We start from the raw sequence: 16,067 nt of genomic DNA, 5'->3' as shown, positions 1-16,067 counted from the left end.
CACCCTACGATGGGTCGCGTGACTGCTGTGGCAACGCCCGACGGGCGCACCGGGGACCGCGCGACGGTGAGCCCCGGGCCGACGCTCCCGCCGGCGGTGTTCGGCGCCACCGACCGCGCCTTCGGCTGGACCGTGACGCTGGTGCTGACCGCCGTCGCCGCGGCCACCCGCTTCTTCAACCTCGGCTATCCCAGCAACGCCGGGTTCATCGGCAATACGCCGGTGCAGACCCCCGTCTTCGACGAGAAGCACTACGCGCCGCAGGGCTGGCAGGTGCTCACGGGCGGCCAGTGGATCGAGGACAACCCTGCGTTCGGCCTGATCGTGCACCCGCCCGTGGGCAAATGGATGATCGCGATCGGCGAGTGGATGTTCGGCTACACCCCACTGGGCTGGCGATTCATGTCGGCGGTGTGCGGCACGCTGCTCGTCTTCATGGTGATCCGCGCAGCACGACGGCTGGCCCGGTCCACCCTGATCGGCGGGCTCGCGGGCCTGTTCCTGATCTGCGACGGCCTGACGATGGTCTCCTCGCGGGTCGCGCTGCTCGACATCTTCCTGGTCTTCTTCGGCTTCGCCGCGTTCGCGATGATCCTGGTCGACCGCGACCAGATGCGCGAGCGGCTGCACCGCGCGGCCGTCGAGGGACGGATCACCGATTCGCTGTACGGCCCGCGGCTGGGCTTCCGCTGGTGGCGGTTCTCCGCCGCGATCATGGTGGGCCTGGCCTGCGGCGTGAAGTGGTCGGGCATGTACTTCCTCATCGGGGTGCTGGCGCTCTCGCTCGCCTTCGACGTGGCCAACCGCCGGCAGTACGGCGTGATCCGGCCCTGGCGCGGGGTGCTGCTGCGCGACCTGATCCCGTCGGGGATGTCGCTGGCCGTGTTGCCGGTGCTCGTCTACCTGGGCACCTTCTGGGCCTGGTTCTCCTCGGAGACGGCGGTCTACCGGTACGCGGTGGGCAACCAGATCGGCGACAGCGGCCCGTTCGCGTGGGTACCCGCGGCGCTGCGCTCCCTGTTCTTCTACGAGACCACGATCCTCGACTTCCACGACAGCCTCACCAACTCCGCCGGCAATCACCATCCGTGGGAGTCGAAGCCCTGGACCTGGCCGATGGGCCTGCGGCCGATGCTCTACCACTACACCGCGGATCAGTCGGGCGGCATGTGCGGCGACGGTCCGTGCGTTCGCGCCGTGATGGCCGTCGGGACGCCGGCGCTCACCTGGATCGCGATCCCCGTGCTGCTGTGGGCGCTGTGGAAGATGTTCGTCACACGCGACTGGGCCTACGCCGCGCCCGTGACCATGTACTTCGCCACCTACCTGCCGTGGTTCCTCAACCTCGACCGGCAGATGTACTACTTCTACGCGCTGACCCTGATGCCCTTCCTGTGCATCATGATCGCGCTGATCTGCCGTGAGGTGCTGGGCCTCGACGGCCGCGCGAGGTTCTTCGGGTTCGAGCGGCTGCAGTTGGGCCGCTGGCTGGTGGTGCTCTACGCGACGATCGTGGTGCTCAACTTCGCGTGGCTGTGGCCGATCCTCACCGCGACACCCATCCCCATGTGGTGGTGGCGCTTGGAGCTCTGGCTGCCGAGCTGGCAGTAGCGGGGCACGGCACGCTCACGCCACGGGTACGACGGTGCGCGTCTCCCGCGCCAGCATCCATGCGATCGCGGCGACCACGCACAGCGCGGCGGTGACGGCGAAGGCCCAGGTGAAGCCGAGGTACTGGGCGATGGCGCCGGCCAGCAGCGGCCCGGAGATGGTGCCGGCGTCCTGCGCCATCTGATACGCCGAGAGCGCGCCGCCGCTGCGCCCCTTGCCCTGGAGCACGTCGGCGAGGGAGGCCTGCATCGTCGGCGCGACGAGGCCCGTCCCGACCCCGGCGACGACGGTGACGAGGAAGGCGACGAGCACCGAGTCGGTGAAGCCGAGCGCGATCGTGCCGACGGCGATGACGAGCATGCCGGTGACGATGAAGGGCCTGCGCCCGTACCGGTCGGACGCGCGGCCCGCGGGGAACATGGCGAGCACGTCGCCTGCGGCGTAGGCGGCCAACGCGTAGCCGGCGATCGCGGCGGGCTGGTCGAGTACGGCCGCGAAGAACAGCGGCAGCAGCGAGACCCGCATCGAGTAGACCCAGCCGAAGACGACCGACGTGAACAGCGCCGCCCGGTAGGCGGAGTCGGCGAGTGCCTCGCGCACCGTCGTGCCCGGTTCGGAGGAGGCCTCCGCCCGGCCCGCGAGATCGCTACCGCGCAGGGCGACACCCACGACGAGCGTCGCGACCACGAGCGCAATGGCGTAGACGACGAAGGGCACCCGCAGGCCGAAGCCGACCAGTGCGCCGCCCAGCAGCGGGCCGCAGATCCCGCCGAGCACGAAGCTCGACGAGTAGACGCCGCTCACCCGGCCGCGGATCTCAGCGGGCGCGATGCGGATCATCAGGCCCATCGCCGAGACGGTGAACATCACCGAGCCCACGCCGCCGAGCCCGCGCAACAGCATGAGTTGCCAGTAGCTCTGCGCGAAGGCCACCGCGAGCGTCGACGCCGCGACGATCAACAGGCCCGCCATGTAGATCCAACGCTCGCCGAAGGCCTTCACCAACGGGCCGGTCGCCGGGGCGAAGGCGAGCCGCATGATCGCGAAGGCGCTGACGACCGCTGAGGCGGCGCCGATGCCGACGTCGAAGGTGCGGGCGAAGGCGGGGAGCGCGGGCGCGACGACGCCGTAGCCGAGGGCGATCACGAAGCTGGCCGCCACGAGGACCCAGACCTCCGGCGGTACCCGCTGCGTCGTCTGCGCGGAGCCGGCTGCGGGTCGTTCAGTCACCGAAACATCATCCGCTAAGAACGCGTCAAGACCCGCATCGGGGGCGTTAAGGGGGCGTGAAAACGGCCGTTCCCGGTGGTCCAGTGGAGCCCATGGACATCTCCAACGCGCTGGCCCTGGCCGCGACGATCCTCACCCTGGCGTACCTCCTGTACGCCCTGCTCCGTCCGGAGCGCTTCTGATGAGCGGCACCCTCGCCGGCCTGCTGACGATCCTCACCCTGGTCGCGGCCCTGGCCATCGTCTACCGCCCGCTCGGTGACTACATGGCGCACGTCGTCACCACCCCGAAGCACTGGCGCGTCGAGCGCGTCGTCTACCGCCTCGTCGGTGCCGATCCGGAGGCCGAGCAGGGCTACCGCACGTACGCGGTCGCGGCGCTCGCATTCAGCGCGGTCAGCATCGTCGCGCTCACGATCCTGCTGCTCGTGCAGGGGTGGTTGCCCGGCGTCGAGCCGAAGCAGTGGCGCTTCGACGAGGCGCTCAACACCGCGATCTCCTTCGTCACCAACACCAACTGGCAGTGGTACTCGGGCGAGTCCGCGATGAACCTGATCGCGCAGGCGATCGGCCTCGCGGTCCAGAACTTCGTGTCCGCGGCCGTCGGCATCGCGGTGGCCGTGGCGCTGATCCGCGGCTTCATCCGCTCCCGCACCGACCGGCTGGGCAACTTCTGGGTGGACCTGACCCGCATCACCCTGCGGGTGCTGCTGCCGATCGCCGTCATCGGCGCTGTGATCCTCATGGCGCAGGGCGTGGTGCAGACGCTGTGGCAGCGCCACGAGATCGTCGGGCTCGACGGGCAGAAGCAGGTCCTCACCGGCGGCCTGGTCGCGAGCCAGGAGGTGATCAAGCTCCTCGGCACGAACGGTGGCGGCTACTTCAACGGGAACTCGGCGCACGCCTTCGAGAACCCGACGGCCGCGACCAACCTGTTCCAGGTCTTCCTCATCCTGCTGATCCCGGTCGCGATGCCGCGGATGCTGGGCAACCTCGTCGGGAACCACAAGCAGGGCTATGCCATCCTCGGCTCGATGACGATCATCTTCGCCGTCTCCACCGCGATCTCGATCGCCACCCAGCTGGGCGGCCAGGGCACCGCGTCGCGGGCCGCCGGTGGCGCCCTCGAGGGCCAGGAGCTGCGCTTCGGGCAGTGGGGCACGGGGCTGTTCGTCACCGCCACTACGAGCACGTCGACGGGGGCCGTGAACGCCGCGCACGACAGCCTCACTCCCGGCGCCGGCGGCGCCGCCCTGGTGAACATGCTGCTCGGCGAGATCAGCCCCGGCGGTGTGGGTTCCGGCCTCTACGGCATGCTCGTCATCGCCGTCCTCACCGTCTTCCTGTGCGGCCTCATGGTCGGCCGCACCCCCGAGTACCTGGGCAAGAAGATCGGCCGCCGGGAGATCACCCTCGCCGCGCTGTACATCCTCGTCATGCCCGCGCTCGTGCTGGTGGGCACCGCGGCCACGGTCGTCCAGGAGCAGGGCGTCGCCGCGATGACGAACGGCGGTGCGCACGGCCTGTCCGAGGTGCTCTACGCGTACGCCTCCGCTGCGAACAACAACGGCAGCGCCTTCGCAGGCCTGTCGGTGGACACCCCGTGGTTCAACTACACGCTGGGCGCGGCGATGCTGCTCGGCCGGTTCGCGCCGATGGTCGCGATCCTGGCCCTGGCCGGCGCGCTCGCCGAGCAGCACCCGGTGCCCGCCACCGCGGGCACCATCCCCACCCACCGCCCGCTGTTCGTGGGCCTCACCGTGGGCGTCGTGGTCCTGGTGGCCGGACTGACCTTCGTCCCCGCCCTCGCGCTCGCACCGATCTCGGAGGTCACCCAGTGACGAACACACTGACCGGTCACCCGGCACCGTCGGACCCGAAGGCGGTCACGCCCGCACCGAAGCGGCGCTCCGCGTTCTCGCTCGCCGAGCTCAGAACGGCACTGCCCCGCGCCGCGGCGAAGCTGGACCCGCGCACGCAGATCCGGCAGCCCGTCGTCTTCGTGGTGTGGATCGCGTCGGTGTACACCACCGCGCTGGCTCTTCTGAACCCGTCGGTGTTCGCGTGGTCCGTCGCCGTCTTCCTCTGGGCGACGGTGCTCTTCGCCAACCTCGCGGAGGCCGTCGCCGAGGGCCGCGGCCGCGCGCAGGCCGAGTCCCTCCGCAAGGCCAAGACGGAGACGGTCGCGCGGCTGCGCACCGCGACGGGCGAGAAGCAGGTCCCCGGCTCCGAACTGAAGGTCGGCGACCTCGTGATCGTCGACGCCGGCGAGGTCATCCCCGGCGACGGCGACGTGGTGGAAGGCATGGCCACCGTCGACGAGTCGGCGATCACCGGCGAGTCCGCCCCCGTCGTCCGCGAATCCGGCGGCGACCGCTGCGCCGTCACGGGCGGCACCCGCGTGCTCTCCGACCGCATCGTCGTCGAGATCAAGACCGAGCCCGGCAAGAGCTTCATCGACCGGATGATCGGCCTCGTCGAGGGCGCGAACCGGCAGAAGACGCCGAACGAGATCGCCCTGAACATCCTGCTCACGGTGCTCACGATCATCTTCCTGCTGGCCGTCGCGACGCTGCAGCCGATGGCGATCTACTCGGGTGGCGCGGTCGACGTGGTGGTGCTCGTGGCGCTGCTCGTCTGCCTCATCCCCACGACGATCGGCGCACTGCTCTCCGCGATCGGCATCGCCGGCATGGACCGGCTGGTGCAGCGCAACGTGATCGCCAAGTCCGGGCGCGCCGTCGAGGCCGCCGGCGACGTCTCGACGCTGCTGCTCGACAAGACCGGCACCATCACCTACGGCAACCGCCGGGCCACGTCCTTCCATCCCGTGGAAGGCGTCGACGAGCACACGCTGGCCGGGCACGCACTGCTCGCCTCGCTCGCCGACGAGACCCCCGAGGGGCGGTCCATCGTCGACCTGGCCACGACGCACGGCCACGAGGTCCCGACGGTGCGCCTCGGCACCGTCGTGCCGTTCACCGCGCAGACCCGCATGTCCGGCGTCGACCTGCCCGACGGCACCCGCATCCGCAAGGGCGCCTCGGCGGCCGTGCTGGCCTGGGTGGCCGCGGAGCACCACGGCGAGACCCCGGGCGAGGCGGTCGACGAGGCTATCGGCACCGTCGACGTGCGGCTCGCCGTCGACGAGATCTCGTCCTCCGGCGGCACCCCGCTCGTCGTCGCCTACGCCGAGCCCGGCGCGGCCCCCAGGCTGCAGGGCGTCGTGCACCTCAAGGACGTGGTCAAGGCGGGCATGCGCGAGCGCTTCGCGCAGCTGCGCGAGATGGGCATCCGCACCGTGATGATCACCGGCGACAATCCGTTGACGGCCAAGGCCATCGCGGAGGAGGCCGGCGTCGACGACTACCTCGCCGAGGCCACCCCCGAGGACAAGCTGGCGCTGATCAAGCAGCAGCAGGAGGGCGGCCGCCTCGTCGCGATGACCGGCGACGGCACCAACGACGCGCCCGCGCTCGCGCAGGCCGACGTGGGCGTCGCGATGAACACGGGCACCTCCGCCGCGAAGGAGGCCGGGAACATGATCGACCTGGACTCCGATCCGACGAAGCTCATCGACATCGTGGAGATCGGCAAGCAGCTGCTCATCACCCGCGGCGCGCTGACCACCTTCTCCATCGCCAACGACATCGCGAAGTACTTCGCGATCATTCCCGCGATGTTCGTGCCCCTGGCCCCCGGCCTGGACGTGCTCAACGTGATGCGCCTGCACAGCCCGCAGTCGGCCATCCTCTCGGCGGTCATCTTCAACGCGCTGATCATCGTCGCGCTGATCCCACTGGCGATGCGCGGGGTGAAGTACACCGCGAAGTCGGCCGACAAACTGCTCGCGCGGAACCTGACCATCTACGGCCTCGGCGGCATCGTGGCCCCCTTCCTCGGGATCAAGCTGATCGACCTCGTCGTCGCTCTGCTCCCGGGGCTCTCCTGAAAGGCTCTGACATGCTCAGTTCCACACCCCGCCAGCTCCTCGCCGGCCTGCGCATGCTGATCGTCATGACCGTCGTGCTCGGCGCCCTGTTCCCCCTCGTCGTCTGGGGCGTGGGGCAGGTCGCCTTCAGTGCCAAGGCGAACGGCTCGCAGATCGAGCAGAACGGCGCCGTCGTCGGGTCCGAGCTGCTCGCCCAGAAGTTCGACGGTCCGCAGTGGTTCCACCCGCGGCTCTCCTCGGGCGGCTACGACACCCTCGCCTCCGGCGGCACCAACCTCGGTCCGAACAGCGACAAGCTGGTCGCGCTCATCGCCGAGCGCCGCGCCACCGTCGCCAAGGAGGACGGGGTGGCACCGTCGGACGTGCCGACCGACGCGGTCACGGCGAGCTTCTCCGGCCTGGACCCGCACATCTCCCCCGCGTACGCGCGGCAGCAGACCGCGCGCGTCGCGAGGGCGCGCGGTCTGGCGCCGGAGCGGGTGACCGCGCTGGTCGCCGCGCACACGGAGGGCCGCCAGCTCGGATATCTGGGCGAGCAGCGGGTTAACGTGGTGACGCTGAACGCCGCGCTCACCGACCTGGCCGCGGCGAAGTAGGCCGGGCACGGCAGGAGGGGCGACATGCCGAAGGGACAGCTGCGCGTCTACCTGGGTGCCGCGCCGGGTGTGGGCAAGACCTACGCCATGCTCACCGAGGGCGCGCGTCGCGCATCGCGCGGGACGTCCGTCGTGGTGGGCTACGTCGAGACCCACGGTCGCCCGCAGACGGAGGCGCAGGTGCAGGGCCTGCAGGTGATCCCCCGTCGCCGCGTCGAGTACCGCGGCGCGGTGCTCGAGGAGATGGACGTCGACGCCGTCATCGCCGCACACCCGACGGTGGCGCTGGTCGACGAGCTCGCGCACACCAACGCCCCCGGCTCGCGGAACGAGAAGCGCTGGCAGGACATCGCCGAGCTGCTCGACGCCGGGATCACCGTGATCACGACGGTGAACATCCAGCACCTCGAGTCCCTCGGCGACGTGGTCGAGTCGATCACGGGTGTGCGGCAGCGCGAGACGATCCCCGACACCGTCGTGCGGCGGGCCGAGCAGATCCAACTCGTGGACATGACACCCGAGGCGCTGCGGCGCCGCATGGCGCACGGCAACATCTACGCCCCCGCGAAGGTGGACGCCGCACTCTCGCACTTCTTCCGCATCGGCAACCTCACCGCGCTGCGGGAGTTGGCGCTGCTGTGGCTCGCCGACCGGGTCGACGAGAAGCTCGAGCAGTACCGCTCCGAGCAGGGCATCTCCGCCGCGTGGCCCACCCGCGACCGGACCGTCGTGGCGCTGACCGGCGGCCCGGAGGGCGGCACGCTGCTGCGGCGCGGCGCCCGGATCGCGGCCAAGGGCGCGGGCGGCGAACTGCGCGCGGTGTACGTGGCGCGCAGCGACGGCCTGTCCGGGGCGTCGCCCGCCTCGCTGGCGCAACTGCGCCAGCTCACGGAGTCCCTCGGCGGCACCTTCCAGATCGTCACCGGCGATGACGTGGCCGCCGCGATCCTGCAGTACGCGACCTCGGTCAACGCATCGCGGATCGTGCTCGGCAAGTCCCGGCACCGCGCGCTGACCTCGGTGGTGCGGTGGCCCGTCTCCGACGCCGTGATCGAGGGCTCCGGCGACATCGACGTGCAGGTCGTGACGCACGAACGGGCCGCGGGCGCGGGCCGGCGAAGGCTCCTCCCCCGCATCGACGGCCCCGAGCCCGTGCTGCTCGGGAAGCGCCGCACCATCGCCGGCTGGGTGCTGGCGATCGCCGGGCCGGTGATCCTCACGGCGCTGCTCGCACAGACCCGGCAGTGGCACTCGCTGCCCACCGAGCTGATGCTCTTCCTGATGCTCACCGTGGCGGTGGCGCTGGTCGGCGGCATCCGCCCGGCGGTGCCCGCCGCCATCCTCGGCTCGGTACTGCTCAACTACTACTTCGCGCCACCGCTGTACACGTTCACGGTGGCCTCCGGCGAGAACGTCTTCGCCGTGGCGATGTTCGTGCTCACCGCGATCGCCGTCGCCAGCGTGGTCTCGATCGCGGCCCGGCAGACCGCCCGGGCCGCCCGGGCCCGGGCCGAGGCGGACGTGCTCAGCGGCCTCGCCGACACCCTGCTCGCCGCGGAGAACGCCGACGACGAGATCCCCGCCCTGCTGGACGAGGCCATGGTGACCTTCGGGCTGCGCGGCGCCTCGCTGCTGCGGCGCGCCGACGCCGACTCGCCGTGGCAGCTGGTCGCGGGGCGGCGAGAGTCGCCGCTGAGCCCCGATGCGGGCACGGACGCCGCGCTGGTCGGCGACACCGTGGCCCTCGCGGTCAACGGCGATCCGCTCAGCGCGTCCGAGCACGGCCTGCTCGTCGCCTTCGCGGCGCACGCCGCCGCCCGGTTGGACCGCGAGGCGCTGAGCGCGGAGGCCAAGCAGGCGCGCGCGCTGGCCGAGGGCAACCGTGCGCGGACCGCCCTGCTCAGCGCCGTCTCACACGACCTGCGGACGCCGCTCGCCGGGATCAAGGCCGCGGTGAGCTCGCTGCGCAGCGACGATGTGGAGTGGTCCCACGAGGACGAGGCCGAGCTGCTCGCGACCATCGAGGAGAGCGCCGACCGGCTGGACTCGCTGGTGGGGAACCTGCTCGACATGTCGCGGCTGCAGTCCGATTCGCTGACCCTGCTGACCCGCGAGGTGGGGATCGAGGAGGTGCTGCCCGCGATCTGGACCGCGCTCCCCGACGCCGACCTGGCCTTCGATTTCGCCGAGGACGCCCCGACCGCGCTGGCCGACCCGGGCCTGCTCGAGCGGGTACTGGCCAACCTCGTCGAGAACGCGGTGCGGCACTCGCGCGGCGGGCCCGTCACGGTCGGCGTCTCCGGCGTCCACACGCCCGACGGAGACCGGCTGCAGGTGCACGTGCGCGACCGCGGGCCGGGCGTGCCCCAGGAGCAGCGCGAGGCGATGTTCAAGCCCTTCCAGCGGATGGGCGACGCACCGGCCGGCAACGGCGTCGGCCTGGGACTCGCGGTGGCCCGCGGCCTCACCGAGGCGATGGGCGGGACGCTCACCGCGGAGGACACCCCGGGCGGCGGCCTGACGATGATCGTGGACCTGCCCGCCGCGCAGCCGGTGGACAGTGGTGAGGTGGTCTCGTGACATTCGTTCTGGTGGTCGACGACGAGCCCGCGATCCTGCGGACCCTGCGGATCAACCTCAAGGCCCGCGGGTACGAGGTGGAGACCGCGGCCGACGGGCGGTCGGCGCTGCAGATCGCGCGCGAGCGCACGCCCGACGTGATCGTCCTCGACCTGGGGCTGCCCGATCTCGACGGCACCGCGGTGCTCGCGAAGCTGCGCGAGTTCTGCACCTCGCCGGTGATCGTGCTGTCGGCGCGGCACGGCAGCGACGACAAAGTCGAGTCGCTCGACATCGGCGCGGACGACTACGTGACGAAGCCCTTCGCGATGGACGAGTTCCTCGCCCGCGTGCGCGCCCAGGTGCGGCGGACGGGCCTCGTGGACGCCCCGGCCCCCGCGCGGACCGAGGCCTTCGAGGTGAACTTCGAGGCGCGCACGGTGACCCGCGACGGCGCGACGGTGCGCCTGACCCCCACCGAATGGAAGATCGTCGACGTCCTGGTCCGCAACGCCGACCGCCTCGTCTCGCAGCAGACCCTGCTGCACGAGGTGTGGGGCCCGTCGTACTCGCGCGAGACCAACTACTTGCGCGTCTACATGGCGCAGCTGCGCCGCAAGCTGGAGCCGGACCCCGCGCACCCGCGCTACTTCGTGACCGAGCCCGGCATGGGCTACCGCTTCATCCCGTAGGCCTTGATCCCGGGGCGGAGTCTCCGGTCGGCCCGCGGGCTCCGGTCAGCGCTCGACGACCGTGCCCTGGTGGAACATCACGGACCACCGGTTCTCACGGCGGCGCCAGACGGTGAGCCGCCGGGTGACCCGCTCGCCCTGCACCAGCGTGTAGGTGAGGAGGTACACGGAGGCGCCCATCGCCCTGACGTGGAACTCGCTGGTTTCCCAGTCCGATTCGTCCTGCGGCGTGGTCAGCCGCTGCTCGATCACCTTGCGGACGTGCTCGCGGCTGTACCGCTTCCCCGAGGCGCCGACCTCCCAGAAGTCCGGTGCCACGGTGTCGTCGAAGTCGGCGAGCGAGCGCCACGCCGGGCCGTGGAAGACGGGTTCGCGGTGGCGCAGGTCCGCGAGCACCTCACGCAGCTCCGGCGCCGTGGTGCGGTCCGGTTCGTACGCCTCCTCCATCACCTCCTAAGGCTATCCTCACTGCCAATCCCGGGAGCGCGAGGGCACCGACAGGTCCATCCGCTGCAGCCGGTCGGCGACGACGGTGACGGCGCCCTCCGCGTTCTGCAGCCTCCCCCGCACCAACAGCGCGGGCGCCGATTGCGCCAGCCTCCGATAGCGCGCCCACAACCCCTGACTGCACACCACGTTCACCATTCCGGTCTCGTCCTCGAGGTTGATGAAGGTGACGCCGCCCGCGGTGGCCGGCCGCTGCCGGTGCGTGACGGCGCCACCGACGAGGACGCGGTCACCGTCGGGCAGCCCGAGCAGGCGGTCGGCCGGGACGACGCCGAGCTTCTCGAGGGTGGGTCGGAGGAACTCCGTGGGGTACTTGCCGACGGTGACCGACGTGGCCCACACGTCCGCGGCGGCGAGCTCCGTCTCGCTCATGCCGGGCAGGGCGGGCGGCGCGCCCGCGGTGGCGGTACCGGGCAGCCGATCGGGGCGCTCCCGCGCCGCGGCGCCGGCCTCCCACAGCGCCTGCCGGCGGTCCCGGCCGAAGCAGTCCAGAGCCCCTGAAGTGGCGAGGGCCTCGGACTGCGCCACGGTGAGCTCGACGCGGCCCGTGAGGTCCGTCAGGCCCGCGTAGGGACCGTGCGCGGCGCGGTCGGCGACGATGCGCTCGGCGAGTTCGTCGCCGATGGTGCGGATCGCAGCGAGCCCGAGCCGCACCTCCATGCCCGCGTTCTCCAGGTCCGCCCACGGCAGGCTGCGGTTCACGCACGGCCCGTGCACGGTGACGCCGTGCCGCCGCGCGTCGGCGACGAGGGACTGCGGCGAGTAGAAGCCCATGGGCTGGGCACGCAGCAGCGCGGCGCAGAAGGCCGCGGGGTGGTAGAGCTTGAACCACGAGGAGTAGAAGACCAGCGACGCGAACGACTGCGAATGACTCTCGGGGAAACCGAAGTTGGCGAACGCCGCGAGCTTCTCGAAGATCCGGTCGGCCACCTCCCCCTCGATGCCGTGCCGCTGCCGCGCACCGTCGTAGAAGCGCTGCCGCAGCTGCTCCATCTTCTCGGTGGAGCGCTTGGAACCCATGGCTCGACGCAGCTGGTCGGCCTCCGACGGGCTGAAACCGGCGACGTCGGTCGCGAGCTGCATGAGCTGCTCCTGGAACAACGGCACCCCCAGCGTGCGGTCGAGAGCCTTCCACATCGACGGGTGCTCGACGGTGGGCTCCTCGAACCCGTTACGACGGCGGATGTACGGGTGCACCGAGCCGCCCTGAATGGGACCGGGGCGGATGAGGGCGACCTCGACGACCAGGTCGTAGAAGGTGCGTGGCTTCAAGCGCGGCAGCGTGGCCATCTGGGCGCGGGACTCCACCTGGAAGACGCCGACGGAGTCGGCGCGGCAGAGCATCTCGTAGACCTTCTCGTCCGTGAGGTCGAGCTGCGCGAAGTCCACCTCGATGCCCTTGTGCTCTCCCAGCAGATCCTTCGCGTAGTGCAGCGCGCTGAGCATGCCGAGGCCCAGCAGGTCGAACTTCACCAATCCCGCCGCCGCGCAGTCGTCCTTGTCCCACTGCAGCACGCTGCGGTTCTCCATCCGGGCCCACTCGGTGGGGCAGACATCGGCGATGGGGCGGTCGCAGATCACCATGCCGCCGGAGTGGATGCCCAGGTGCCGCGGCAGGTCCGCGATCTGCGCCGCCAGCTCCACCACCCGGTCCGGAATCCCCTCGGGTACCGGATCCTGCCGCCAGCCGTAGCTGGAGACCTGCTTGCTCCACGCGTCCTGCTGGCCCTGCGAGTAGCCGAGCGCCCGCGCGGTGTCGCGCACCGCGGACCGCCCGCGGTAGGTGATGACGTTCGCGACCTGCGCGGCGTACTCGCGGCCGTACTTCTCGTAGACGAACTGGATCGCCTCCTCGCGGCGATCGGACTCGATGTCCACGTCGATGTCGGGCGGGCCGTCGCGCTCGGGAGCCAGGAAGCGCTCGAACAGCAGCTGGTTGCGCACCGGATCCACCGCGGTGATGCCGAGCGCGAAACACACCGCCGAATTGGCGGCGCTCCCGCGCCCCTGGCACAGGATGTCGCTCTTCCGGCAGAAGTCGACGATGCTGTGCACGATGAGGAAGTAGCCCGGGAAGGTCATCGTCTCGATCACGTTCAGTTCGTGCTCGATCTGCCGGTAGGCCTTCGGGTTCGACTCCGGCGGGCCGTAGCGCTCCAGGGCCCCGCGCCGGGTCAACTCGCGCAGCCACGTGGCCTCCGTGTGGCCCGGCGGGACGTCGAAGGGCGGCAGGTTCGGCGCGATCAGCTTGAGGCTGAAGGCGCACTCGGCACCGAGTTCGGCCGCGGCCGCGATGGCACCGGGGTGCTCGGGCAGCAGGAGCGCCATCTCGTCGCCCGAGCGCAGGTGGTCGCCACCCGCCGCCGGAAGCCATCCGTCCAGCTCGTCGAGGCTGCGGCGGGCCCGGATGGCCGCGAGCGTGGACGCCAGGCGGCGTTGGTCCGGCCGGGCCATGTGCGCGCCCGTGGTGGCGACGGTGCCCACCCCCATGCGGGCGGCCACGCCCGCCAGGAGGTGGTTGCGCTCGTCGTCCTCGGGGACGCCGTGCACGGTGAGCTCCATGCTCACCCGCTCCTCCCCGAACCGGTCGATGAGCTGCGCGAGGGCGGCGGCGGCACCGTCGGCCCCTCGGGCGGCGAGGCCGCGCCGCACCGCACCCTTGCGGCAGCCGGTGAGGATCTGCCAGTGGCCGCCGGCCCACTCGGCGAGCCGATCCGGATGGAAGCGCAGCAGCCCCTTCTCCCCCGCCTCCATGTGCGCCTCCGCCATGGCGCGGGAGAGGCGGCGGTAGCCCTCCTGCCCGCGGGCCAGCACCAGCAGGTGCTCACCCGGCGGATCCTCGGAACCGGTGCGCTCGGCGTCGTGCTGCAGGGACAGCTCCGCCCCGAAGACCGTTGGAACGCCCAGCTCCAGCGCGGCCTCGGCGAACCGCACCACCCCGTAGAAGCCGTTGTGGTCGGTGACCGCGAGGGCCTTCAGCCCCAGTGCGTGCGCCTGCTCGACCATCTCCTCCGGCTGCGCGGCACCGTCGAGAAAGCTGAAGGCGGTGTGCGCGTGCAGTTCCGCGTAGGGCACGCGCGAGGAGCCGGGTCCGCCGCCGGGCGGCGGGACGTAGGGCTCCCGCTTGCGGGACCACGCCGGGGAGTCGCCACCGTCACCCGGAGCTTCCTCCGCCCGGCGCACCGGGGCCCGGCCGGAGAGCACTCGCTCCATCTCCGACCAGCTCGGCCCGTTGCTCCAACCCACACCCCGATAATACGCTCATACGTTCGATCAACCGATCGGTGATCCGCGGCGTAGGCGCGTGAGCAGGACCAGCAGCGCGGGCATCGGGTCGTAGCCGTCCGTCGGCATCGCGAGCTGCCGCGTGATCAGGGCGTCGGTGGCGTCCATCACCAGTGCGGACTCGGTGATCCCGAGGCCGATCGCGGCGCCGATCTTCTCGCCGACCTCCTCGACCGCACGGCGTCCGCGGCGCAGCGGCTCCCGCAGGTCCGGCTCCACCGAGGCCGCGGCGAACAGGTTGAGCCGCGCCACGCCCCGCACCCGGCCGGCCCCGATCGACCAGCGGACGAATTCCGCGAGGCGCTCCGCCACTTCGCCCGGCGTGGACTCCTCCACCCCGTCGAAGGCCGCCCAGAAGGCGAGATCCTCCTCGACCATGCGATCGACGACGCCGCGGACCAGCGCGGCCCGCGAGCGGAAGTAGTTGGACGTCGTACCCGCGGGCACCCCCGCAGTGCTGTCGACGGCGCGGTGCGTCAGTCCGCGGAGCCCGAGCGTGCCGAGCACCTCGATCGCCCCGTCCAGGACCTCGTGACGTCTTCCCATGAGCGAGGACTGTACCCAATACTACGTATGTAGTACGGTGGAGTCATGACCACGGCAGCGATCATCGGCGGCGGAATCGGCGGCCTCGCCACCGCCGCACTCCTCACTCAACAGGGATGGGAGGTGGAGATCTTCGAACGCGCCTCGTCGCTGCCCACCACCGGCACCGCCCTGGGAATGTGGCCGGAGGCCATGGCCGTGCTCGAGCGGGTGGGAGCGGCGGACGCGGTGCGGGCGATCGGCATCGACCAGCGGATCGCCGAGATCCGCAGCACCGACGGCCACCGGCTCGGCCCCGAGATCCAGGCCAAGGGCGCCACCGTCATCATCTCGCGGCCGCGCCTCCTCGAGGCACTCGCGGCGTGCGCACCGGCGATCCGCTTCGGAGACAGGCGGTCCGACCTGGCCGGCCTGGACCACGACGTGATCGTCGGTGCCGACGGCATCGGCAGCATCACCCGCACGCACGTCGTCGGACACGAGGTGGCGCCGCGTCCGCTCGGTGTCGACGTGCTCATCGGGCGCTGCCCCGGTGAGACCGACACGTTCACCGAGTACTGGGGTCCGGGAAGACTGTTCGGCGTGACGCCGCGCGACGGCGGCTACATCAACTGGTACTCCGAATTCGACCCGCGCGCCGTCCCCGCGGGCACCCCGGACCCGGACACCGATCCGCGCGGCTTCCTCCGGGCCATGTACCGCGACTGGGATCCGCGGGTGACCCGGACCATCGAAGGCATCGAGGTGGAGACGGCGCTGCACTACCGCTCGCGCGACCTGCCGCGGCTGCCACGGATCGTGCGCGACAACGTCGCCCTGATCGGCGACGCCGCACACGCCATGGCTCCCAACCTGGGGCGCGGGGCCTGCGAGACCCTGCTGGACGCGGCGGCGCTGGCCGATGCCCTCGGCGCGGCCGCGGACGTCGACGATGCGGCTACCGCCCTGCGCGCCTACGAGGCGGCACGGCGCCGGGCCGGACAGCGCACCATGCTGCTCTCGCGGATGATGCGGCACACCGCCCTCACGTCGCGGCTGCGCACGCCGCGGGATCTCCTGATGCGCGCCGTGGCCGCGGTGGCGTGAGCCC

The 16,067-nt window shown here is 71.4% G+C and carries 12 protein-coding genes; 8 read left to right on the top strand and 4 right to left on the bottom strand.

The annotated features are described in order from the left end of the window. Positions 1-9 precede the first annotated feature (9 nt). Positions 10-1,611, top strand: coding sequence for a dolichyl-phosphate-mannose--protein mannosyltransferase (locus tag FK268_RS14535; RefSeq protein WP_146435272.1), 1,602 nt, complete (start codon positions 10-12; stop codon positions 1,609-1,611). Between the two features lie 15 nt (positions 1,612-1,626). Here the strand turns inward: FK268_RS14535 and FK268_RS14530 are convergent, their stop codons facing one another. Then, positions 1,627-2,841, bottom strand: coding sequence for an MFS transporter (locus tag FK268_RS14530; protein WP_146435270.1), 1,215 nt, complete (start codon positions 2,839-2,841; stop codon positions 1,627-1,629). A gap of 92 nt (positions 2,842-2,933) precedes the next feature. On the opposite strand from FK268_RS14530, the gene FK268_RS14525 reads away from it, so the two are divergent. The 6 genes from FK268_RS14525 to FK268_RS14500 are packed head-to-tail and all read left to right on the top strand — an operon-like array spanning position 2,934 to position 10,639. Next, the gene (locus FK268_RS14525) at positions 2,934-3,023 is read left to right on the top strand and encodes a potassium-transporting ATPase subunit F (RefSeq protein ID WP_074850389.1); all 90 of its coding nucleotides are present in this window, start codon (positions 2,934-2,936) and stop codon (positions 3,021-3,023) included. Further along, positions 3,023-4,681 (top strand): potassium-transporting ATPase subunit KdpA, encoded by a 1,659-nt coding sequence (kdpA, locus tag FK268_RS14520; protein ID WP_146435268.1) that lies wholly within the window; start codon positions 3,023-3,025, stop codon positions 4,679-4,681. The genes FK268_RS14525 and kdpA overlap by 1 nt, the downstream gene beginning before the upstream one ends. Next, positions 4,678-6,792: a potassium-transporting ATPase subunit KdpB gene (gene kdpB / locus FK268_RS14515; protein ID WP_205124483.1), complete on the top strand. Its 2,115-nt coding sequence runs from the start codon at positions 4,678-4,680 to the stop codon at positions 6,790-6,792. Before kdpA ends, kdpB begins: the two co-directional genes overlap by 4 nt. Positions 6,793-6,803: 11 nt before the next feature. Beyond that, the gene (gene kdpC / locus FK268_RS14510; protein WP_146435266.1) at positions 6,804-7,388 is read left to right on the top strand and encodes a potassium-transporting ATPase subunit KdpC; all 585 of its coding nucleotides are present in this window, start codon (positions 6,804-6,806) and stop codon (positions 7,386-7,388) included. A 24-nt stretch (positions 7,389-7,412) separates the two neighbouring features. Then, positions 7,413-9,968: an ATP-binding protein gene (locus tag FK268_RS14505; protein ID WP_146435264.1), complete on the top strand. Its 2,556-nt coding sequence runs from the start codon at positions 7,413-7,415 to the stop codon at positions 9,966-9,968. Continuing rightward, positions 9,965-10,639: a response regulator gene (locus FK268_RS14500; RefSeq protein ID WP_146435262.1), complete on the top strand. Its 675-nt coding sequence runs from the start codon at positions 9,965-9,967 to the stop codon at positions 10,637-10,639. Before FK268_RS14505 ends, FK268_RS14500 begins: the two co-directional genes overlap by 4 nt. Positions 10,640-10,684: 45 nt before the next feature. Here the strand turns inward: FK268_RS14500 and FK268_RS14495 are convergent, their stop codons facing one another. Genes FK268_RS14495 through FK268_RS14485 form a run of 3 tightly spaced genes read right to left on the bottom strand, consistent with a single transcriptional unit; the run spans position 10,685 to position 14,977 of the window. After that, positions 10,685-11,086, bottom strand: a complete 402-nt coding sequence (locus tag FK268_RS14495; protein WP_146435857.1) for a nuclear transport factor 2 family protein — start codon at positions 11,084-11,086, stop codon at positions 10,685-10,687. Positions 11,087-11,104: 18 nt separating this feature from the next. Next, positions 11,105-14,392: an error-prone DNA polymerase gene (locus FK268_RS14490; protein WP_146435261.1), complete on the bottom strand. Its 3,288-nt coding sequence runs from the start codon at positions 14,390-14,392 to the stop codon at positions 11,105-11,107. Positions 14,393-14,419: 27 nt separating this feature from the next. Further along, positions 14,420-14,977, bottom strand: a complete 558-nt coding sequence (locus tag FK268_RS14485; protein ID WP_146435259.1) for a TetR/AcrR family transcriptional regulator — start codon at positions 14,975-14,977, stop codon at positions 14,420-14,422. 45 nt (positions 14,978-15,022) lie between these two features. Between FK268_RS14485 and FK268_RS14480 the strand changes: the two genes are divergently transcribed. Next, positions 15,023-16,063, top strand: a complete 1,041-nt coding sequence (locus FK268_RS14480) for an FAD-dependent monooxygenase (protein ID WP_146435257.1) — start codon at positions 15,023-15,025, stop codon at positions 16,061-16,063. Positions 16,064-16,067 lie beyond the last annotated feature (4 nt).

Source organism: Tsukamurella sputi (assembly GCF_007858445.1).
In the GTDB taxonomy this organism is placed as follows: Bacteria; Actinomycetota; Actinomycetes; order Mycobacteriales; family Mycobacteriaceae; genus Tsukamurella; species Tsukamurella sputi.
Note: the sequence above shows the minus strand (reverse complement) of the source record. Positions and strands in the feature narration are given on the sequence as shown.